Annotated in this window: 19 protein-coding genes; 6 read left to right on the forward strand and 13 right to left on the reverse strand. The window is 68.8% G+C overall.

The window, feature by feature from the left end; genetic code table 11:
- Positions 1-7: 7 nt before the first annotated feature.
- The gene (locus tag NRF20_RS44135; protein WP_413754367.1) at positions 8-2260 is read right to left on the reverse strand and encodes a transposase; all 2253 of its coding nucleotides are present in this window, start codon (positions 2258-2260) and stop codon (positions 8-10) included.
- A 118-nt stretch (positions 2261-2378) separates the two neighbouring features.
- On the opposite strand from NRF20_RS44135, the gene NRF20_RS44140 reads away from it, so the two are divergent.
- The 4 genes from NRF20_RS44140 (at position 2379) to NRF20_RS44155 (ending at position 4500) form a co-directional block, all read left to right on the forward strand.
- On the forward strand, positions 2379-2756 hold the full coding sequence (locus NRF20_RS44140) for a nuclear transport factor 2 family protein (RefSeq protein WP_413754368.1): 378 nt from the start codon (positions 2379-2381) through the stop codon (positions 2754-2756).
- Positions 2757-2815: 59 nt separating this feature from the next.
- On the forward strand, positions 2816-3811 hold the full coding sequence (locus NRF20_RS44145) for a transposase family protein (protein WP_413751950.1): 996 nt from the start codon (positions 2816-2818) through the stop codon (positions 3809-3811).
- A 275-nt stretch (positions 3812-4086) separates the two neighbouring features.
- Positions 4087-4305, forward strand: coding sequence for a hypothetical protein (locus NRF20_RS44150; RefSeq protein WP_398634434.1), 219 nt, complete (start codon positions 4087-4089; stop codon positions 4303-4305).
- Positions 4306-4500, forward strand: a complete 195-nt coding sequence (locus tag NRF20_RS44155) for a hypothetical protein (RefSeq protein ID WP_398634435.1) — start codon at positions 4306-4308, stop codon at positions 4498-4500.
- Positions 4501-4588: 88 nt separating this feature from the next.
- Here NRF20_RS44155 and NRF20_RS44160 read toward each other — a convergent pair whose 3' ends face one another.
- Positions 4589-5050 (reverse strand): hypothetical protein, encoded by a 462-nt coding sequence (locus NRF20_RS44160; protein WP_413754690.1) that lies wholly within the window; start codon positions 5048-5050, stop codon positions 4589-4591.
- Positions 5051-5317: 267 nt separating this feature from the next.
- Positions 5318-5782, reverse strand: coding sequence for an SRPBCC family protein (locus NRF20_RS44165; RefSeq protein ID WP_413754369.1), 465 nt, complete (start codon positions 5780-5782; stop codon positions 5318-5320).
- Positions 5783-5828: 46 nt separating this feature from the next.
- Between NRF20_RS44165 and NRF20_RS44170 the strand changes: the two genes are divergently transcribed.
- Together NRF20_RS44170 and NRF20_RS44175 are read left to right on the forward strand one after the other, a co-directional pair.
- Entirely contained in the window at positions 5829-6437 is a 609-nt protein-coding gene (locus NRF20_RS44170; protein ID WP_413754370.1) for a TetR/AcrR family transcriptional regulator, read from the forward strand.
- A gap of 649 nt (positions 6438-7086) precedes the next feature.
- On the forward strand, positions 7087-8181 hold the full coding sequence (locus NRF20_RS44175; protein WP_413754371.1) for a relaxase domain-containing protein: 1095 nt from the start codon (positions 7087-7089) through the stop codon (positions 8179-8181).
- A gap of 198 nt (positions 8182-8379) precedes the next feature.
- Here NRF20_RS44175 and NRF20_RS44180 read toward each other — a convergent pair whose 3' ends face one another.
- The 10 genes from NRF20_RS44180 to NRF20_RS44225 form a co-directional block, all read right to left on the reverse strand.
- Positions 8380-8655, reverse strand: coding sequence for a transposase (locus tag NRF20_RS44180; RefSeq protein ID WP_413754372.1), 276 nt, complete (start codon positions 8653-8655; stop codon positions 8380-8382).
- A 237-nt stretch (positions 8656-8892) separates the two neighbouring features.
- Positions 8893-9954 (reverse strand): hypothetical protein, encoded by a 1062-nt coding sequence (locus tag NRF20_RS44185; protein WP_398634441.1) that lies wholly within the window; start codon positions 9952-9954, stop codon positions 8893-8895.
- Between the two features lie 290 nt (positions 9955-10244).
- A complete protein-coding gene (locus NRF20_RS44190) occupies positions 10245-13136 on the reverse strand; it encodes a LamG domain-containing protein (protein WP_413754373.1) in 2892 nt (963 codons plus the stop codon).
- Between the two features lie 241 nt (positions 13137-13377).
- A complete protein-coding gene (locus NRF20_RS44195; RefSeq protein WP_413754374.1) occupies positions 13378-13998 on the reverse strand; it encodes a bifunctional 4-hydroxy-2-oxoglutarate aldolase/2-dehydro-3-deoxy-phosphogluconate aldolase in 621 nt (206 codons plus the stop codon).
- Positions 13999-14128: 130 nt separating this feature from the next.
- Positions 14129-15079 carry a DUF4432 family protein gene (locus NRF20_RS44200; RefSeq protein WP_413754375.1) on the reverse strand — a complete coding sequence of 317 codons (951 nt, stop codon included), beginning with the start codon at positions 15077-15079 and terminating at the stop codon, positions 14129-14131.
- 6 nt (positions 15080-15085) lie between these two features.
- Positions 15086-15949, reverse strand: coding sequence for an SMP-30/gluconolactonase/LRE family protein (locus tag NRF20_RS44205; RefSeq protein WP_413754376.1), 864 nt, complete (start codon positions 15947-15949; stop codon positions 15086-15088).
- A 34-nt stretch (positions 15950-15983) separates the two neighbouring features.
- A complete protein-coding gene (locus tag NRF20_RS44210; RefSeq protein ID WP_398634446.1) occupies positions 15984-16754 on the reverse strand; it encodes an SDR family NAD(P)-dependent oxidoreductase in 771 nt (256 codons plus the stop codon).
- 92 nt (positions 16755-16846) lie between these two features.
- Positions 16847-17836 carry a substrate-binding domain-containing protein gene (locus NRF20_RS44215; RefSeq protein WP_413754377.1) on the reverse strand — a complete coding sequence of 330 codons (990 nt, stop codon included), beginning with the start codon at positions 17834-17836 and terminating at the stop codon, positions 16847-16849.
- A gap of 52 nt (positions 17837-17888) precedes the next feature.
- Positions 17889-18944 (reverse strand): ABC transporter permease, encoded by a 1056-nt coding sequence (locus tag NRF20_RS44220; protein WP_413754378.1) that lies wholly within the window; start codon positions 18942-18944, stop codon positions 17889-17891.
- The gene (locus NRF20_RS44225) at positions 18941-19756 is read right to left on the reverse strand and encodes an ATP-binding cassette domain-containing protein (RefSeq protein WP_413754691.1); all 816 of its coding nucleotides are present in this window, start codon (positions 19754-19756) and stop codon (positions 18941-18943) included. The genes NRF20_RS44220 and NRF20_RS44225 overlap by 4 nt, the downstream gene beginning before the upstream one ends.
- Positions 19757-19829: the final 73 nt, after the last annotated feature.

Consider the following 19829-nt stretch of genomic DNA (forward strand, 5'->3'; position numbering starts at 1 on the left):
GTTGGTATCAGTGGACGATTCGCTCCACGATCCAGTCGACCAGTGGCTTGATTACCTGGCTGTGCTCGGTGTTCTCGCTGTCGCACTTGAACTCGTCGAGCGCGCTCTTCTCGTCGGCTGCCTCGACCTTCTCGTACGGGTCGACGTCCCACTTGGCCGGGTCGTAGTCCAGCGCGACCGCACTCACGGAGGGGACGAAGCAGCTGAACTTGTACTTCTCCGGGATGTCAGCCCCGAGTGCCGCGGCGATCTTGCCGAAGGAGCCGAGGGTGCCACCGGGCGTGCCGTCAAGGCCGGGAACGTACGAGGTGAAGCCCCGTCGGACCTGGCCGGCGGCCCGCATCTCACCGATCGGCTTGCGCGTTCCGCCGTCGGGCTGGAAGTTCGCCTGGGCGTAGACGACCAGCGGCACCTGCCGCTTGAACACCTCCGTGCCGGCCGGCAGGTCGCGGCCGGTGCCGGTGCCGGTGCCGGTGCCGGTGCCGGTGCCGCTGGCCACGCCCAGCTTGCGCGGCCGTCGCGGGAACTGGCCGTACTCTTCCAGCTCGTCCAGGAGCTGCTTTCGCAGGTCGCTGGAGGTTGCGACGGGACCCGCGTACTTCGCGTCCGGGACCCACGCGTACAGCAGCTGCTGCGCGGCGGGGCTCCTGATCAGCTCGGCCTCCTTGACCTTGCCGGGCGCGGCCGGCAGCGACTCGAAGAAGTAGGCCATCTGCTGGAGGACCAGCGGGATCCAGGCGCCGTTGTGCGGGGAGTCCCAGGAGAGGTAGGTCTCGGTCTGGTGGTCCTGGTGCTGGTTCTCCATCTCGGCGAGGGCGTAGCGGGTGACGATGCCGCCCATGCTGACCCCGCCGACGATCAGCGGCGCAGAGCCCTGTCTCTCTTGGATGACCTTGTTGATGGCGCTGATCACCACCCCGGCGTTGGCCTGGATGTAGGTGTGGCGCTTCTCGAAGCCGACCAGGACAACGTCGATGCCCGCGGTGAGCAGCTGCTCGAGGAAGCCCACGTTGCTGCCCGGATAAGGCGCGTTTCCTGAGCGGGCCGCGTAGCGGGCTTTCCAGTCGGACGTCTGCTGCTCTGTGCGGACGCGGACTTGAAGGTCGCGGAGCTCTCGTGGGGGAAAGCCCACGTTCCGGGCGCTCTCGCGGGAACTGGTGCACCGGGGACGGTCCGGACACGGCTGGCACTGGTTCTTGGCGAACCGCGCCACGATCAGGGGTGCCGCGGTGGGCGAGGAGGTCGGGTAGGGGCTGTGCCAGCCCTTGCTGGCCTGGCCTCGGGGGCAGGTGACCTGTCGGCGGTCGAAGTCGATGTGGAAGTCGTCCCGGTCGAAGCCTTCGTTCTTGCGGTGCTGGCGGGTGGGGTTGCCCGGCAGTGGCCCGGTGACGGTGATCTGGTGTTCGCGGGCGGCTCGTTCCAGGTGGACCAGGGAGGTGTAGCCGCCGTCGACCAGGTGCTCGGCGGGCAGCAGCCCGCGACGAGCCAGGCGGGTGTGGATGCCGGGCAGGGCCTGGCCGTCGTTGGTGGCGGCCGAGGTGGTGGCCACGTCCGTGATCACGTTGGCGCTGTCGGAGGCACACGTCTCGGTGACATGCGCGGCAAACCCCTTCCAGCTGATGATGTGCCCATGGCGGACATAGCGTGCCGTGGTGTCGTAGGGAGAGAAGATCGCCGAGGAGGAGGGCGGCAGCCCGCTGGCATCCGCGGTGCGCCAGCGTAGGCGGCCTGCCGCGTCGCGGCAGTAGTTCTGCACGACGATCTGCCGCAGGGCCTCGGCCTGCGGGCCGGGACGGTGGCCCGATTCGGGCCGGTGAAGGTGCTCCAGCAGTCGGCATGCGTCGTTGCCGGCGGCGAGAATCCGGGTCTTGGGCCGGGTGGGGTTCTTGCCCAGACGGACTGGACGGCCGTAGCGGCGCCCCCACTCCTCGTCGACCAAGCCGACCAGCAGATGCCCGGCCGTGCGGGCCACTTCCTCCAGCACGGCACGGACCGACTCGGTGACCAGCTCCAGCCGGGTCAGGTCCCGCACCGCGGCAAGGACATGGGTGGAATCGGTGCGCTGTGTGGTGCGATCGCGTAGGAGTCCGGCCTCCTTCAGGCGCGCGAGCGCCAGATCGAGGAGGCGGTCGGCGCGGTCATCCCGGGTGAGGCGCTCGCGGAAGTCGGCCAGCACGCTGTGGTGGAAGCCGGGATCATGTTCCTGTCCCAGCAGACGACCTCGCTGACGTGTCCTTACACAGCGATCCACTTCGCTCATCCCAATTACGACCTTGGGATTTATTAGCGGCGGGGAGGGGCTGCTGCTCGGGGGACGTGCCCGGTTGCTCCTGGACCCCCAAGGTCGGGTGTCAGTGGCTCGTGCAAGGGTGCCTCCCATGGAGTCTTCGGAAGTGGTTGAGGCATTGTGGGATCGGATCCAGGCGCGCGATTGGTCAGCTGTCGCCGGTTTGGTCGCAGAGGACGTCGTGGTGGAGTGGCCGATCAGCGCGGAGCGCATCGTTGGCAACAAGAACTTCGTCGCGGTGAACAGCGAATACCCGGGAGGTTGGTCGATTCGGGTGCTGCGGATTGTGGCTGACGGCAACGAGGTGGTCTCCGAGGTCGAGGTGCCGCATGACGAGTTCGGCGTGTTCCGCGCAGCCTCATTCTGGACCGTCGAGCAGGGACAGATCGTGCGCGGCCGGGAGTACTGGACAAGTGTTGGGGCTGATCCGCGCCCGGAGTGGCGGGCGGCTCTGGTTGAACCCATGTGAGGTGGCTCTGCCGCTCGCATCGACGGTCCGGCTGATTCGGCCGTGACATGAGAAGGGCCGTGCGGGTTGGGCTGGTTGTGAAGCTGACCTGGGCCCGCACGGCCTGCTCCCATCCTGCCCTGTCCGGTGTTTCCCGCGCACACTTCGGCGAGTTGTTCGCTGAACTCGCCGCCCCGTGGGAGGCAGCGCGACAGTCTGCGCTTCGCGAAGCCAGGGGCGGTGAACGCCGTAGGGCGCCCGGCGCCGGGCGCAAGCCGAAGCTGGTCTTCTGCGACCGGCTGCTTCTCACCCTGGTGCACCTGCGCCATCAGCTGCCGCACGAGGTTCTCGCCGAGCTGTACGACGTCGACCGCTCGACCGTTTCGACGGCGATCCGGCAGGTCCGCTCGTTACTTGCGGCCCGTGGTTTCGCGGTGCCCAACCGGCCCGGAGTGCGTCTGCGGACACTGGAGGACCTCTTCGCTTACGCTGAGGCCGAAGGGGTCGAGCCTCGACTCGACGGCGCCGAGACCCAGGTCAGACGCCCACAGGCAGGCCGTCCCGGGCGCCGGGCCTTCATCTCGGGCAAACGTCGGCAGAACACGATCAAGACCACCACGTTCAGCGACGGGCAGGGCCGAATGCTGCTGTCTGGGATCGTGCGGCCCGGCCGGATGCACGACCAGACTGCCGTACGCACCGAGGGCATCGCCGAACAGCTCCGGCTCCACCCATCGGTGAAGTCTCAGGTCGACGCCGGGTATGCCGGGCTGGCCAAGGAGTTCCCCGACCAGGTCACCGCCCCGCCGAAGAAGCCGAAGGGCGAGGCGAGCGACGGTGACAAACGGGCCTGGAACGAAGCGCGGCGGCGCCAGTCCTCGGCCCGGATCTGTGTCGAGCACACCAACGCCGAACTGCGGCAGTGGACACCCTTGCGACGCTTTACCGGACGCCGTGACACCTACGCCGAGACGCATCTGGCGATCGCCGGCCTCGTCTCCGACCGGGCCGCACGGCGCCCCACCCAACGCCGGGCAAGCACCGAACTCGTCCTCGTCCGCAACAGCACCTGCTGATCACACACCAGCCGAACCTTCAGGCCAACACGTCCCGACCTCAATTTTCCCCGAGGTCGTTAGCAGTCGAGTCGTCGCGGGGCTCCGGGTGGCCAATCTGCTTCAGTCATCGAGGGCAGGAACACCATGAGCCACACCCGAAGCTCCTGGGCTTCCCGATCTTACGAAGGACCGGGACGAACCCAAGAAGAAGGTAAGGAACACGATCAAGACCACCACCTTCAGCGACCAGCAGGGGCCGCACGCTGTTCTCCGGTATCGTCCGCCCGGGCCGGATGCACGACCAGACCGCCCTGCGCACCGAGGGCATCGCGGACCAGCTCCGCCGGCACCCGGGGGTGAAGGCCGAGGTCGACTCGGGATACCAGGGCCTGGCCAAGGAGTTCCCCGGCCAGGTCAGCGCCCCTCCGAAGAAGCCGGCCGAGGACGCCTGCGACGGGGACAAGCGGGCCTGGCGCGAGATGCGCCGCCGCCAGTCCTCGGCGCGGATCTGAGTGGAGCACACCAACGCCGAGTACAAGCAGTGGCGGCCCCTCCAGCGGTACACCGGCCGAGGCGAGACCTGCGCCGAGACCTACGCCGAGACCCACCTCGCGATCGCCTCGCTGGTCTCCGACCGCTCCGCACGACGCCCGACCCGCCGCCGGACGAACACCGAACTCGTCCTCGCTTGCAACACCGTCTGCTGATCACCCACCAGCCGGACCACCAGGCCAACACGCCCCGACCCCAATTTCACCCAAGGTCGTAAGAGACAAGACCCGCTACTCAACCCGTTCAAGGGTTACCCCGCGCCTGGAGCGCCTCGTACCAGTCCTGTGCCACCTCTGCCACCTCCCGGTCGTCGGTCGCCGGCACGGGCTGGATCGGCGGACCGGCATTGGCGAGCACCTCCAGGAGGAGGGCGCGACGCTCGGTGTAGGGGAGTGGGCGGGTGTCGCCGATCGCCGGATCGGGGTGTTGTACAAGATCCCAGCATGCATAGGAGCCCGGATGCCGGGACGCCAGTGCGCGAGCCCGGGTCACGGACGACGCTGCCCGTGACTGGGCCGCCCCGAAGTTCAGCCGGCTGTCCCGCCAGATCACCGCCTCCCCGTCCAGCGTGGTGCCCGGCCGCAGCGCCATGCCGACCAGAGCCAGGTCCATCCAGTGCGGTGTGGCGACCCTCCCGGACCGGGCGTACAGGACAACGGTCTCCTCGGTACGGCGCAGCACGGTCCGGTGGCCGTCGTTCTCCAGACTGAGCTATGTCTCATGAGACATCTGCGCGCAGCTTACGTCGGGGTTCGTTCTGCCCGCTTGTTCGGCGCATCCGGCGTGCCGGTGGGTGTGTCGCTCCGGGGGTGGGGGAGGCCGGTATGTCACGCGGCCTGCTGCGCCAAGAACGAGGCATGTGAACCCGGTTGTGGACGATGCGCCGGCTCGGGCAGTCCGAGCCCGGGTGCGGGCAGGAACGCCGTGGGCCTCGGGTACTCTGTCGGGCAGAAGATCCGACATGTACCGGCGTCAGGATCCGGCAGTGGACACGTGGCGAGCCAACTCGGTGGCCAGGCGTCGCATGACGGTGCGGTTGGCGCGCCGCATCGTGGCCCGGACGACGGGTACCAGTAGGCGGTCGGCGAGCGGGGCGCGCGCCCAGGCGTACGCGAACGACACGTGACTCCCGCCGGTCCGCAGCGGTTCGATGGTGTAGGTGCCGTGGGCCAGGCGTCGGCCGGCCGCGCTGACGTTCCGTTCGACAATGCGCCGCGGCGGGTCGGCCTGGACGACCTCGATGGTGACGTCGGTCTTCGTGCCGCCCAGCGCGGCTGTGACCGTGGCGCACGATCCGATGCCGCGGCCAGGGCCGCTGTAGCGCCAGTCGGTCAGGTAGTGGTTGGTGAATTGCTCGTGGTGAGCCATGACATCGAGGAAGTCGTAGACCTGCTCGGGCGTCTGCGGTACGTCGATCGACACGGTGACAGACTTCATGTACCACACGGTACATAGGGCATGTACCAATTGGTACACTCGCGGCGTGGTGAATACGGACGGCTCGCATCCTGAGGGCGAGGCCGCGCCCGGCACGGACGGGGACCGGCGCTCTCAACTGGTGAACGCGGCCGTCGACTACGTCGCGGCACACGGCATCGCGGACCTGAGCCTGCGCGGCCTGGGCGCCGCGATCGGCGTCAGTCACCGCATGCTGATCCACTATTTCGGCTCCAAGGAACAGCTGCTCATCGAGATCGTCCGGACGTCGGAGCAGCGCCAGTGTGATCTCCTGTCCCGGCTCCGCCTGGAACCCGGTCTCTCGCCCGCCGATGCTGCGCGGCGCCTCTGGCAACAGCTGACGGACCCTCGACTGGCCGGTCAGGAGCGGCTCTTCTTCGAAATCTGCGTGCACGCGCTGCGGGGCCGCCCCGAGGCCGCCCCGGTCCTCGAAGGGCTCGTGAACGACTGGCTGGAGCCGCTCATGGCCGCCGAGATCGCCGCAGGTGCGAACCCTGCCGTGGCCCGGAACCGCGCCAGGCTGGGACTCGCCACCGTCCGCGGTCTGCTGCTCGACCTGCTCGCCACCGGTGACCGCGCCGGCGTCGACGCGGCGATGGAGGAGTTCCTCCGGCTGTACTACGGCTCGAAGTGACGGAGTCGCCTATCAGGCCAAGCGGCTGGGCCGGACGACGACCACCGTTCGAACAACGGTCGCCGAGGTAGACGTACGCCTCGACCTGCTTCGCAGGCTTTCTGCGACACATTCGAAGCGTCTGGAGAACCGTCAAATTTCGGCTCGAACCACCATCCAGGACCGTCGGGCAGGGTCGGGACCGCCTGGGCCAGCGCCACCTTGATCGGGAACTCCACCGAACCGATCCTGCGAGCACGGCACCCCCCCAAAAAAAGCGCGCCGGAGGGTCCGTACGGCCTATCCGTCCACCAGCCCAAGCAGGGCGCTGTACAGGCCACATCCGCCGCGGTGCAGCATCGCGGGCTGCCCTGCCCGCTGGGGCTGGATCTTTCGCGCTTGCTCCGCCCGCGCCCGCTCCCGGGCACGCTCCCGGGCACGCTGCTCCTGGAGTTCCATTGTGGAGCCACTGAGGGGTGGCGCTCCTTGGTGGTGGGTGGTGGGTGCTCGGTGGTGGGTTGGTGCCCGAGCGATGACACTCGCTGGCTGGCCGGGGCCGCTTCCCGCCTGGCGGGCACCGGGGAAGAAGGTTCGGCTGCTGTTCCCGCCTGGCGGGACGTACGGCTGATCGCCCTTTTCTTGCAGGTCAGGGCCGTGTGGCGTGTCCTGCATGATGGATATCGCGCTGATCACCGCCGGGCAGATGTACCGCTACTACATGCGCCAGGTCCTTGTCGGCGACGGCCGCCGTCCGGCCCGCAAGCCGCTGAAGAGGGCGCAGCAGGACGCCGGGGTTCCGGCTGGGTGCTGGATGAGGCGCGGCCGGCCCGCCCTCGGCTTCGCGCTCGGTCAGGAGGTGACCGAGGCGCAGCTGCGCTCCCTGTTCGGGGAGGGCCGGCACCCGGACGCCGACCGGCTCGTGGCCGATCAGCTGGCGGCGGGGAAGACGCCCGCGGCTGCCCGCCGGGCCGGTGCGCTCGGGCGCCGGGTGAAGGTCACCGGGGCCGATCTGGTCTTCCGCCCGCAGGTGACCCTGCAACTGTTGTGGGCGCTTGGGGGTGAGGAGACGCGGAAGGCGATCGAGGCTGCGCACGAGCGGGCCATCGCCGTGGTGCTCGCCTGGATCGAGGACGACGTTGCCGTCATCCGGTACGGGGCTCAGGGCATCTACCGCACCCGTCCCGCGCACGGCGTGGTCGCCGCGCGCTTCCGTACACCGCCTGTTGGACACCCGCCGCCCTCCCGGACACCCGCCGCCGCGTCCGGCCGGGACCGGGAGCCGGCCCCCGACCCGGCCGCACCCGTCCTGCCGCTGAAGCCGGGGGAATGGGATATCCCGCGCGTGCCGCTGCGCCACGACCGCGCCGTCATCGCCGCCCGCGTCCTCACCGCCCGGCTGCGCACCGCGCGCCGCACCGGCCGCCCCCTGTACGGCACGGCCGCGCACCAGCCGCCGCCCGAGCAGTTGCTCCTCTTCGCCCAGGAACAGCCGGCCGCGGCGAAGGTCGGTCCGGCGGTCGACCTCGCGGCCCTGCGCACCGACCTGGAGGGCCTGGGGCTGACCGCCGAACAGCTTGACTACGTCGGCCGCGCCGGGCAGCGGCTCGCCGCGCTGCGCAAGGACGCCAACCGGCGTGCGGACCGGGTCGCCGCCGGTAGTACGTCGAGCGCGCAGGATGCTCCTGATGCGCACCACCAGGACGAGCAGCACGCGCACCGCCAGCATCCGCACGAGCCCGGCCGGGGCCACGGTGCACCGCGCTGAGTGCAGCCGGGGCGCACCGGCGATGTCGTGCATCGTCACCGCGATGCACGACATCGTCCCGAGAGTGAGCCTCCGCCAACTTGAAGTCGCAGGTCAAAGGGGTGGTGTGACCGGTTCTCGGGATACTCGTCCTAGTCGCGGGCAACTGTTTGCGCTCAAGGTCGTCTGACATGCCGGCGATCATGGAGCCACGGGTTCCTACTGACGCTGCACGTCGGCCGAAGGGGTGCCCTTCTTGATGAAGCCGGTGTCATTGATGATCAGCACAGCGTCTTGTGTGCCGAGTTGGTCTGCGGCGTACGTCTGGAGGTCATCGCGGAGGTAGTCGGCGCCCCAGCGGCTGTGGGACAGCAGGTGCTGCAGCCCGTCCGGGGTGCCATGGCCGACATACTCGGCGAGCTGCCAGCCGTTCTTGCGGCCCACCGTGCCCAGCAGCCCGCCCACGTAGTCCCGCATCCGGCGACGGGCTTCCATACCCGAGCGAAGCAGGCTCCAACTCGCAGGAAGAGGTTCTCGAGTTCCTGGCCCCACACGCTCGTGGGCACATCATTGATCAGGCTTGTGGGATGCTCGGGGCGCTGTCACTACATGCGGCGCGGGCACACGTTCGCGGGACGGTCCGCCAAGACCGTCCCGCACCCGTCACCAGACCACTACACTCCCCACCGCCAGGCCGTTGAGCAGCAGTAATGGAGAAGTCCGGCTGGAGTACTAGCGCTTGTAGGTGTTGCCGCCCGTGTCCTTGACGGACTTGCAGGTGCGGCCGGTGTCGGACCCTGAGCGGACGGTCGGCGTCTTCTCGTTGTAGTAGTTCACGGTGTAGGTGTTGCCCGAAAACGTGTTGCCGCCCTTTCCGCATGTGTTGGCCCTCGGGAAGACCCAGTAGGTGAACATCCCGTGCTTGCCGTTCCCCCGGCTCTTCCCCTTGTAGTCGCGGCCCTTCTGAAAGACGTTGTTTTGAACCTTGTTGCCGCTGCTGCCGTCGCTGGCGCGGACCGGGTCGCCGGAGATGACCTTGAAGGTGTTCCCCTTCACCAGATTCCCGTTGCTCCCGGGGGTCTTCTGCGTCTGGTTGAAGGCGAGGTAGACACCGTGAGTGTTCCCCGGGACATTCTTGTTCTCGAGATTGACGAACGAGTTGTTGGTGATCTTGGCTTTCGAGACGTAGTTCAGATGCACGCCTGCGTAGCCCTTTCCGCCCTTGACCCAGGCGTTGCCCATTTGCTTGAAGGTGATCCGGTTGACCACGAGCCCCTTGACTGGGCCGTCCTTTTCGGTCCCCGTGGCCTTGATCCCGCCGTCGCCGTAGCGCTGCACGGTGTATGGCCCCTGGAAGTTCAGTTTGGGTGACTTCGGGCCGACCTTCGTCCAGTACCCGGCCTTGGCCGCCCGCCCGTCGAACGTGACGGGGCCTGTCCCCGGCTGGACCTTGACCGTGACCGTACTGGCGATGCCCGGCCCCCACTCCACCCCGGCATCAGTGTAGGTGCCGCCGCGGAGCATGATCGTCGCGTTCTTCGTGTGCCTGGCCTCGAGCACGGCCTGGGCGTCACGCAGGGACCTGACCGGGCTCTGAGCAGTGAGGCCAGCCTTCCCCGCCATCCGCATAAGCGATTTCCCCGGAAGCCCGGCAAGCGAGGTTCCGCCGGAGCCGACGTAAACGGTGACATCCTCGCCCCCGACCGGAGCGGCCAGCGCCCCCGGCCCGCTCGGAACCAGCATCATCACGGCCGCCGCCAGGCACGGCAGACCGATACGCAGGTGCTTGCGCATGGGTGTTCTCCCAATCAACGGTCATGTGAGGCGCGAGCGAGAAGTCCATTCTCGCCGCTCGTGTGACAGGAACGCTGCCCGGCTTCACGCCAACACCGCAAGCACTTCACGCTGTCCGGAACTGTCCCGGACAGCCTGCCCACCCGTGATGCCGAGTCCCGCCACCCCAACCGGCCGAACGTGGCTCCGCTCCGGCGCACCCGCCATCAGCTCGCCGCAGACGCAGCCACTCAACCAACGCGTCCCGGATACGGGACGGTGTCATGGGGGAGTTGGGGGGTGCTGACGGCTCAGGCAAGCGACAGGCCGTTGGGGCCGCTGGTGATCGTCTGGCTCTTGCCCTGGAGGACGACGCCTGAGAGTGTCGCGGTGATTCCTCGGGGCATCGTTGCGCTCCGCAACCTGGCGGTGGCGCCTTCGGGGCTGTAGCCGAACAGGTCGCTGATGATCACGTCTGCGAAGTTGCCGCCGGCACAGTTGTTGAAGACCTGCAATTGGCTGGCTGGGGCGATGACGGCGTGGTATTCGATCGTTGCGTCGGAGAGGGCCAGTGCGGTGCCGAATCCGGTTCGACTACTGCTCCACGTTGCCCCTTCGATGGTGACGGCCTGGGCTGTGATCGACTCGGTGGTCCTTGTGCCCTTGCCTTCGTCGAAGGGCAGGCGGAGCACCAGGGAACTGTCGGTGGCGCCGGTGGCGGGGGTGGTGGCTTCGTACTGGGCTGTGATCTCGGTGGCTGATAGCGCCCGCGAGTAGACGCGGGCCTCGTCGATGCTGCCGCTGAAACGGCGGTCGGAGTCGGTGGGGTTATTCCCCACGATTACCGGGGTGCCGGTGGAGGGGGTGATCTTCCCAGTGGCCGGTCGTGTGGCCTGGACAGTACCGTCGATGAAAATCTGCAACTCTTCGCCGTCGTAGACACCCGCGACGTGATGCCATCCTGACGTTGGGACCGTGGTGGTGGTCTGCACGTCGGTGAAGCGTCCGTCGAGGGCGAGGACGAAGGAGATCTGGCCGTCGGCGCCGCCGCGGAGCACGTAGCCGGCGTCCCCGCTGCCCCAGGAGTCCTTTGCGATGATGCTGCCCTGCCACACGCGCGTCGGCCAGCTCAAGGGGCTGATCCATGCGGAGACCGTCACGGCTCCGGCGGTGTTCAACGCGGGCCGGTCGGTGACCGACACCCCCGCGGATTGGACTATCTCGTGGGACTGGCTGAAGGGGCCTTGTCTGGTCGCGCCCGCAAATCGTCTGAGCAGCGACAGGAACGCCGGGTAATCACCGAACCGGGCGAAGGTCTGGGCAGTGAGTGAGGGCCAGGCGTCATAGGCGCCGCTGGTGCCGTGGTCGGTACGGGCGACCGGCGCCATGGAGTCGGCGTGGGACAAGGCGCGCATCCAGTCCCCGGCCAGCAGTTCGTCGGTGACGAACTGCTTCATGGCGGTCTTCTGCTCTTGGGCCAGCGACGGGGCGAGCAGGTTGCCGGCAATGGCGAAGTCGAGGACATGCCGTACCGCAACGGTGGTGCCGTCATTGTGCCTGCAGTTCCAGACGCCCTTGTTGGCTTTGTCGTACAGCTTGAGAACCTCGCTCAGCAGGGCCTCGGCTCTGTCGGCGAGGTCCTTGGCGGTTGCCTTGTCACCCGCACGGTCGAACAGGCCGGCGGCCTTCTGCATCATCCACACATTGGCCGCGTTGAACGACGCCACCTGGTGGACGTACTTCGGCAGAACTTCCAGGAGGTTGTGGTTCTCGCCGTAGTCGGCCAGCGACTGCCCCTGCGGTACGAGGCGTTGCCAGTTGGTGGCGATGGCTTTGAGGTGTTCGAGGACGGTCTTGCCGGAGCTGGAGATCGTGGTGTCGAGGAAGGACACGTCGCCGCTGTAGTTCACGTAGTTGAGGATCGTCGTGAAGACGGTGAGGTCGTTCGCGCTGTACCACGGGCCGACGGTCTTGCCCGACACCCAGTCGATGGCGTATCCGGCATAGATGTCTTTGGTGAGCCAGTAGGTGGCTACGGTCTTCACCGTCCGCGGATCGAGCAGCGTCTGGACGATGGAGGAGTAGGAGGTGTCCCAGAAGTAGGTGACCGTCATCGCATTCTCGGGCGCCCCCGTCACATAGACGCGGTCGCACCCTTGGAAGGTGCCGGGTCCGGTGGGTCTGCCGAGAACGGTGGAGAACTCGGGGCCGAGATTGGTGCGCTCGCATGCCAGCACTGACAGGATGCTCATGTAGTACAGGCGGGCGATGACGGTGTCTCGGGTGTCGGTCAGGACGGGCAGGGATCCGGAGTAGTGGCCGTTCCCGGGTGTGAAGGCGTCTTGCCAGCGCTTTTCCCAGCTCTTGCGGGGGGTGTTGAAGACTGCCCCGAAAGCGCCCAGCGTGGCGTTGCAAGCGTCCACAACGCCCTTGCCGTCGTTGATGTCCGCCAGCGGCTTTCCCGTCGAGGTCTCGCCCACCTCCATGACGATGTCGATCGTCGCTGACTGCCCCGCGGCGACCGACCACTGGGCGCTTCCGCCGGCCGATGCCGTGGTGAGCGTGGGTGCCGGGGCGAACGCGAACGCCGTCACCCCCGAAGAGGCGCTGTCGGATATCAGCAGGCTCGATCCGGAGACCTTGTGCGCGGTGAAGGTGCGGCCGCCGCCAGGCCGTGGGGCATCCCACCCCCACGTGGCCGAAGGCGCCGCCTTGGCAATGCGTGGATTGGCATTGACCGAGACCGCGATCGGTGCCGCGGTGGGGTTGGAGACGGTGATGCGCAGCAGCAACTCGTTGCGTTCGAATGCGAGCCGGGTCGCGGTCTGGATCAGCACCCCCGAGGCGGTGGTCGCCCTGCGTGCGATCTCGTAGGCCGACCAGCGATACGCGCCGGTGGTGACCGGCACGCCGCCCACGCTCAGCACGCAGGAGTCACCGCCGCCGTCCACATAGGGCGGAAGGGTGAAGTTGCGGATTCCCAGCACATTGCCGGAGGACCCCACGGCTCCCCAGAAGTTGCTGACCGCGGGGAAGTGTTTCACTTCCCGTGCTGGCAGCCAGTCACTGGTCAACGAGTCCAGTTTCGGCGGTCGGCCGGCTGCGGCTGCGGCCAATCCCGCTTTGAACAGTGGGGTACTGAAGGCCGCCGCGCCCACTACCGCGGGCCAGGTGAGGAAGGAACGGCGATTGACTTGCGACATGATCGTCTCCATGAGGTAGACGCACCGGACATTGGCACGTCGCGGTGGGAGATGCGGAAATCGGTTGGCGAGGCCGCCCCGTTGTTCGGCGGAGAGGGCGCGACCGGGCGGGTGTCGCAGGCGATGCTCAAGGCATTGAGCACGCCTTGAGGCTGTCCAGCGCAGCGCCGGTAATCGCCCGGACAGAGGGCGTGCAGGCGCCTGTGGCTGCACGCCCTCGAACGCCCCCGGAGCGTTCGGATTACCGGGAGAGGGAGTCCATGAAGGCTGCGGCGCGCTGAGTGATCTCATCCCACTTCCCTTCGGCGACGGCTCTCGGGGGGACGACCTCGGTTCCGGCACACACGGCGAGGGCTCCGTGGGCGAGGTATTCGGCGGCGTTGACTCCACCGGAGGCGACGAGGGGGATGCCCGGGTAGGGGCCGTGGAGGTCCTTGAGGTACCGGGAGCCGAACCCGCTGGCGGGGAAGATCTTCACGGCGGCTGCGCCGAGGTCGATGGCTTGGGCTACTTCGGTGGGGGTGAGGGCGCCGAGGACGGCGGGCAGTCCCGCCTCGTCGGCGGCTTGCGCTACTTCGGGGCGGCAGCCGGGTGTGACGAGGAAGCGGGCGCCGGCTTCGATGGCGAGTTCGGCTTGGCGGCGGGTGAGGACGGTGCCGATGCCGACGTGGGCGCCATTGGCGGCTGCTTGGGCGAGGTGCAGGGTGACGTCGGGGGTGGTGAAGGTGAACTCGACGTTGTGGATTCCGCCTTCGGCGAGGGCCGCGCACAGGGCCGGCGCGTCGGCGATGTGGGGTGCGCGGACGACGGCGATCACTTGGTTGGCGGTGAGCTCCGCCGGAAGGGACAGGGGTGTGGTCACGGTCTGGTGCTTCCTGGTCGGGGTTGTCGTGGTGTGGGTGCGGAGGCCGATCAGGCTGTGCGGTCAGGGCAGGGCGGGTGAGTGGATTCCGGTGGCGGTGACCCGGGCTGCGTGCGTGCGGCCGCCGGCTTCAGCGGAGGTCGGTGATGCTGAGGGCGATATCGCTGGTCCAGCTGGTGCCGGCCGGCAGGAGGGGTGCCTGGCCACGGGCGGAGCAGGCCGGGGAAGGGGCGCCGGGCAGGACGTTGGCCGGTTCGATGGCGACGACGTAGGCGCGGCGGTACCAGGGGAAGCCGTTGCTCGCGTGGCATTCCTGCCACAGCCAGGCGTGGGGGAGCACGGTGGTGTCCCACGCGAGCCGGATGCCGAAGCCGGCGGTGAGGCTGTTGATGGTGTACCAGCCGGCGTCGAAGTCCGTGAGGCAGGCGAAGACAGACCGCCTGCTCCCGGGGCCGGGGACCTGCCGGAGGTCGACGGTGCCGCCGTCGGCGGTGGGGACGAGCGGGAAGGCGGCCCGGGTGTCCGGCGGCATGGCGTTGTCCGGCTGTTCGGCGTCGGTGAGCACGGTGCGGGCGGGTGTGCTGATGGTGCAGTGCTCATCGATGAAGGGGGCGCCGAATCCTGGGTGTTGGACCCACATGACGGGGATGGGTTCCTCGGCGGTGTTGTGCACGGTGTCGCGGACGTTCAGGGTAGGGCCGTCCAGGTGCAGGGTGCGGGTGAGCCGGAGCGGGGCGGTGATGAGCCCGGTAGCCAGCTGAATCCGGGAGTCGTCGGCGTCGACCACCGACCAGGACACGATCGCCGCCTCGCCGTGGAAGCCGCGGCGGACGCCGTTGACAGTGCGCTCGTCGCCCGCGTTGGGGACGAGCTGCTGCCAGCCGCCGCCGTACCGGGCGAGCAAGTCGGCCCGGCTGTCGCCTGTGACGGGTGTGCCCGCGAGGTCGCGGCGTCCCCAGGGGGTGCGGGAGAGGATGTCGATGCCGGTGGCGCGTTCGGTGATCGAGGTGATGTCGGCGCCCTTGTCGGGCCGGACCTCCACCGAGAGACGGTCGGTGTGCAGCCACAGGGAGGATGGCATGGCCGGTCAGCCTCCGAATCGGGTGGTGGGCAGGCCTTGTACGCCGAGGCCGCGGACGGCCAGGACGGAGCCGGCGGGACCGACAGGGTGGAGTCCGAGGCCCTCTCGGGCCGTGGTGACGTACAGGACGTCGAGGTCGGGGCCGCCGAAGGCGCAGGAGGAGGGCTGGGCGACGGGCAGGGGGACTTCGCTGAGGAGGTGGCCCTCGGGGTCGAGGCGGACGAGTCGGCAGCCGCCCCACAGGGCGATCCACAGGCAGCCTTTGGCGTCGATCGCCATCCCGTCGGGTTCCCCGCCGCCGGAGGGGAAGCGTGCGAGGGCGCGGCGATTGCCGAGGGCGAGCCGGTCAGGCAGAAGGTCGAAGGTGTTGACCTCCCGGGCGACGGTGTCGATCAGGTAGAAGGCAAGGCCGTCCGGGCTCCAGCCAAGCCCGTTGGGCTGGGTCACGTCGGACAGGACGTGATGGACCGTCCAGTCGGTGTCGAGGACATGCAAAGCGCCGCAGCCGGTGGCGAAGTCTGGTTCGCAGCTGCCGGCCCACAGCCGCCCGGCCGGGGCGCACTTGGCGTCGTTCATGCGCCGGCCGGGCGGCAGGACGGTACGGCGGGTGGTCCAACTGCCGTCGCGGCGGATGTCCGTGAAGCCTTCAGTGGTGGCCGCGACGAATCCGCCGGAGCGTTTCGGGACGGCAGCGCCGACGAGGGTCGGCAGGACGGTGGTACGGGGGTCCGGCCGGGTGGGGTCGGCCGTGTGGATGGCACCGTCGAGGATGTCCACCCAAGTCAGCTCGTTGGTGGCGGGGTCCCAGAACGGCCCCTCGCCCACCCGGGCGGTGCCCGGAACGGCGACGGAGATGTCGATGGTCAACATCGTTGCTCCGGTGGTTGGTTGGTGTCGGCGGGGGTCAGTCGGGAAGCGCTACGGCCACTTGGGCGAGCAGGCCGCCATCGACGGGCAGGGCGACCCCGGTGATGAAGCCGGCCCGGTCCCCGGCGAGGAAGGCGATGGCCTCGGCGATGTCCGCGGGCCGGGCGACGCGCCCGAGCGGGTGGCTGCGTCCCCAGGTGGCGACTAGGTCGTCGGCCGCCTGGGGACTGTCGGCGAAGCGGGCGGCGGCGGTGCGCAGCATGGGGGTGTCGACGGAGCCGGGGCATACGGTGTTGGCCCGTACGTTGAAGGGCGCCTCGTCGACCGCGATGGAGCGGGCGAGGGCGTTGAGGGCGCCCTTGCTCGCGGTGTAGGCGGCGACGTTCGTCTGGGTGACGAAGGCCTGGACGGATGAGACGAGCACGATCGAACCCGCGCCGCAGGCGCGCAGGGCGGGCAGGGCATGCTTGGCGGCGAGGAAGGCGCCCTCGACGTTGACCGCCATCACCTCCTCCCAGGTTGCGCGCGGGGTGTCGGCGGCGGTGCCGTAGCGCTGGATGCCGGCGCAGGCGACGAGGACGTCGAGTCCGCCGTGGTGCCGGACGGCGTGACCGACGGCGGCGGCGACCGAGGACTCGTCGGTGACGTCGGTTTCGACGTAGGTGATCGCGTCGTGGACGGCGGCCTCCGGCGGTGTGACGGACGCGCACACCACCCGTGCGCCGCGGGCGGCCAGGAGCTCGGCCGTGGCCAGGCCGATGCCGCTGGACCCGCCGGTGACCAGTGCGGACTTGCCCTCGAATTCCATGGGTGTGCGGTCCTTCTGCGTGGAGACTGCGGGGAGGGGATCCGGGGCCGATGGCAGGGGTGGCCCCGGGGTGTCGCGCGGGCGGCGCGGGGTTACTTGTACAGGCCGGTCCGGGAGGCCGGGTCGTCCAGGTTGTCCGTGGTGATGACCAGCGGGACGAGCGGCTGATCCTTGGGGATGCTGCGGTCGCCCTCGATGTACTTCAGCGCGTTCTTCACGGCCAACTGGCCGATCTTGTACGGGTTCTGGGAGACGATGGCGGTGAGGGTGCCGGTCTTGAGGTTGGTGGCCTCCTGCGGGCTCGCGTCGTAGCCGAGCACGGCGATCTTGCCGGTCTTGCCGGCGGCCCTGACCGCGTTGGCCGCGCCCTCGGCGGTGATGACGTTCGAGGCGAAGATGGCGACCAGGTCGGGGTTGGCGGTGATGGCGGACTGCACCAGGCCGGCGGCCTGCGTGGCGGAGTCGTTGCCGGCGTACAGGTTGGGCAGCACCTTGTACTTGGACTGACCGTCGAAGGCCTCCCGGAAGCCCTTCTCGCGGTCGTCGATGGAACTGATGCCCGGCTTGATGTGGACGAACACGACCTTGCCGCCTTCGGGTATCTGCTTCATGAGCTCCTGGGCGCCCAGCTTGCCGCCCTGGACGGAGCTGGCCGCGATGGCGGTGAAGATCTTGTCGCTGTTGACGTTGTTGCCGGTCGTCATCACCGGGATGCCCTGTGCGACGGCCGCGGCGATCGGGGCGGCGAGCGCGGTGGCGTCGGTCGGGTCGATGACGATGGCGTCAGGCTTCTTCTGGACGACCGCCTGGAGGACGGGGATCTGCTCGGAGGGCTGGAAGTTGGCCGGGCCCTGCACGATCGGGGTGACCCCGGCGGCCTTGGCCGCGGCCTCGAAGCCGGTGATCTCGGTCGAGTAGTACGGGTCGCAGGTGCACCCGGGGATGAAGGCGATGGTGCGCTGCTTGCCGGAGCTGCCGCCGGTCGCGTTCGCGGGGGCTTCGGAGGAGGAACAGGCCGACAGGGCGAGGGCGGCGGCCGCGGCCGTGACCGCCGGCGCGGACCGGGTGATTCTGCGGAGCATGGGATGATCCGTTCCGTGTGTACGGGGGAGGTCCGGGGTGGTGCGAGGGAGGTCAGGACGCGCGCAGTTGCTGACGGCGTTTGATGTCGTCGACGGCGACCGCGACGATGAGGATGGCGCCGATGGCCACCGTCTGCCAGAACGGCTGGACGTTGACGATGACCAGTCCGTTGTTGAGCACGGCCGGGATCATGACGCCGACGGCGGTGCCGAAGATGGTGCCGCGGCCGCCGAAGAGGCTGGCCCCGCCGATGATGACGGCGGCGATGGCGACGAGGTTGTCGGCACTGTGGCCGCTGACCTGGGTGGTGGTGTATCGGGCGACGTCCAGGACGCCGGCCAGGCCCGCGAGGGCGCCCATCATGGTGAAGAGCACGACCTGATGGCGGGTCACCTTGATGCCGCTGCGGCGGGCGCCTTCGGCGTTGGAGCCGATGGCGTAGGTGTACCGGCCGAACTGCGTCCTGGCAAGGACGAGGCCGGCCACGACGGCCACGGCGGCGGCGATCCACACGGGCAGCGGCAGCCCGAGCACCTGGCGCATGCCGATGCCGGTGACCATCTGCGGCGGCAGCCCGGTGACGTCGGTGCCCTTGGTGATGACCTGTGCCAGGCCGAGGGCCATGCCGAGAGTGCCGAGCGTGATGATGAACGAGGGGATTTTCAGCCGGGTGACAAGGACGCCGTTGAGCAGGCCCCACGCCGCGCCGACGACCACGGCAACGGCGATGCCGAGCGCGATGGTGGCACCGGCGTCGGGGTAGCCGCTTTCCGCGGACCCACTGACCGCGACGATCGTCTTGGCAGCAATCACCTGGCTGAAGACCAGCACGGATCCGATGGACAGGTCAAGCTGGCCGCCGATGATCAGATAGGCGGTGCCGACGGCCAGCAGGATCGTCCCGGAGGCGTTGAACAGGATGTTGCGGAAGTTGTCCGCGTCGAAGAACGTTCCGCCGGCCTGAACCGAGAAGGCCACAACGAGGACGACCAGCGCCAGGAAGACCCAGTTGCTCGTCAGTGCGGCGGCTGCGCGGCGCACGCGGTTCGCGGCGTCCGGACCGGACACGTCCGCGCCGACCGTGGGGATGGGGAGATGGGGAGTCATCGCGTGCTTCCCTGCGGGTCGGTCGGGGTTCCGGCCGCCGCGCCTGTTATGGCGGCGACGATCTCGTCGTGCGAGGTGGTGGCGGGCGACAGCGTCGCGGCGGTGGAGCCGAGACGGAGCACGACGATGCGGTCGGCCACGTCGGTCACGAACGGCACGCTGTGGCTGATGACGATGACGGCGATGCCCCGGTCCCGGGTGCGCTTGATCAGCTGGGCGACCTGCTCGGTCTGGACGAGGCCCAGTGCGGCGGTGGGCTCGTCCATGATGACCAGTTCGCGGGCCCAGACCCCGGCCCGGGCGATCGCCACGGTCTGGCGCTGGCCGCCGGAGAACATCCGCACCGGAGCCTGGTAGTCCGGAACGCGGGCGCCGAGGGTGCGCAGGTAGTCCTCCGCCTCGGTCTGCATCCGCTTGTTGTCGAGGACGCCCAGCCGGCCCAGCAGTCCCGGCTTACGGCGCTCACGGCCCAGGAACAGGTTGGCGGGGGCGGACAGGTCGTCGGCCAGCGCGAGGTCCTGGTAGACGGTCTCGATGCCGGCAGCGCGGGCGTCCGAAGGGTTAGTGAAGTGGACCTGTTCGCCGCGTACGCGCAACTCGCCGCTGTCCGGAGCGAGGGCGCCCGACAGGATCTTGATCAGCGTGGACTTGCCCGCGCCGTTGTCGCCCATCAGGGCCACGGCCTCGCCGGGGGCCACCTCCAGGGACACGTCGGTCAGTGCCGTGACGTGGCCGAAGCGTTTGGAGATCCCGGTGGCCGAGAGCACGGGGACGTCCGGGCCGGAGGGTGGTGTCGTATTCGACAGATGCATCAGCACGAGTCTTCCTCTCTCGTTGGCGACTCAGCTGCTCTCCGCATGAAATTCCAGGTGCATCCGCTTGTAA

This window comes from Streptomyces sp. R-74717 (assembly GCF_047305335.1).
Taxonomy (GTDB): domain Bacteria; phylum Actinomycetota; class Actinomycetes; order Streptomycetales; family Streptomycetaceae; genus Streptomyces; species Streptomyces atratus.

Bases quoted from the DNA above. Each gene is read 5' to 3' on its own strand.
- NRF20_RS44135 (WP_413754367.1), bottom strand. From the start codon at position 2,260: ATGAGCGAAGTGGATCGCTGTGTAAGGACACGTCAGCGAGGTCGTCTG.
- NRF20_RS44140 (WP_413754368.1), top strand. From the start codon at position 2,379: ATGGAGTCTTCGGAAGTGGTTGAGGCATTGTGGGATCGGATCCAGGCG.
- NRF20_RS44150 (WP_398634434.1), top strand. From the start codon at position 4,087: ATGCACGACCAGACCGCCCTGCGCACCGAGGGCATCGCGGACCAGCTC.
- NRF20_RS44165 (WP_413754369.1), bottom strand. From the start codon at position 5,782: ATGAAGTCTGTCACCGTGTCGATCGACGTACCGCAGACGCCCGAGCAG.
- NRF20_RS44175 (WP_413754371.1), top strand. From the start codon at position 7,087: ATGATGGATATCGCGCTGATCACCGCCGGGCAGATGTACCGCTACTAC.
- NRF20_RS44180 (WP_413754372.1), bottom strand. From the start codon at position 8,655: ATGGAAGCCCGTCGCCGGATGCGGGACTACGTGGGCGGGCTGCTGGGC.
- NRF20_RS44185 (WP_398634441.1), bottom strand. From the start codon at position 9,954: ATGCGCAAGCACCTGCGTATCGGTCTGCCGTGCCTGGCGGCGGCCGTG.
- NRF20_RS44190 (WP_413754373.1), bottom strand. From the start codon at position 13,136: ATGTCGCAAGTCAATCGCCGTTCCTTCCTCACCTGGCCCGCGGTAGTG.
- NRF20_RS44200 (WP_413754375.1), bottom strand. From the start codon at position 15,079: ATGCCATCCTCCCTGTGGCTGCACACCGACCGTCTCTCGGTGGAGGTC.
- NRF20_RS44205 (WP_413754376.1), bottom strand. From the start codon at position 15,949: ATGTTGACCATCGACATCTCCGTCGCCGTTCCGGGCACCGCCCGGGTG.
- NRF20_RS44210 (WP_398634446.1), bottom strand. From the start codon at position 16,754: ATGGAATTCGAGGGCAAGTCCGCACTGGTCACCGGCGGGTCCAGCGGC.
- NRF20_RS44215 (WP_413754377.1), bottom strand. From the start codon at position 17,836: ATGCTCCGCAGAATCACCCGGTCCGCGCCGGCGGTCACGGCCGCGGCC.
- NRF20_RS44220 (WP_413754378.1), bottom strand. From the start codon at position 18,944: ATGACTCCCCATCTCCCCATCCCCACGGTCGGCGCGGACGTGTCCGGT.
- NRF20_RS44225 (WP_413754691.1), bottom strand. From the start codon at position 19,756: ATGCATCTGTCGAATACGACACCACCCTCCGGCCCGGACGTCCCCGTG.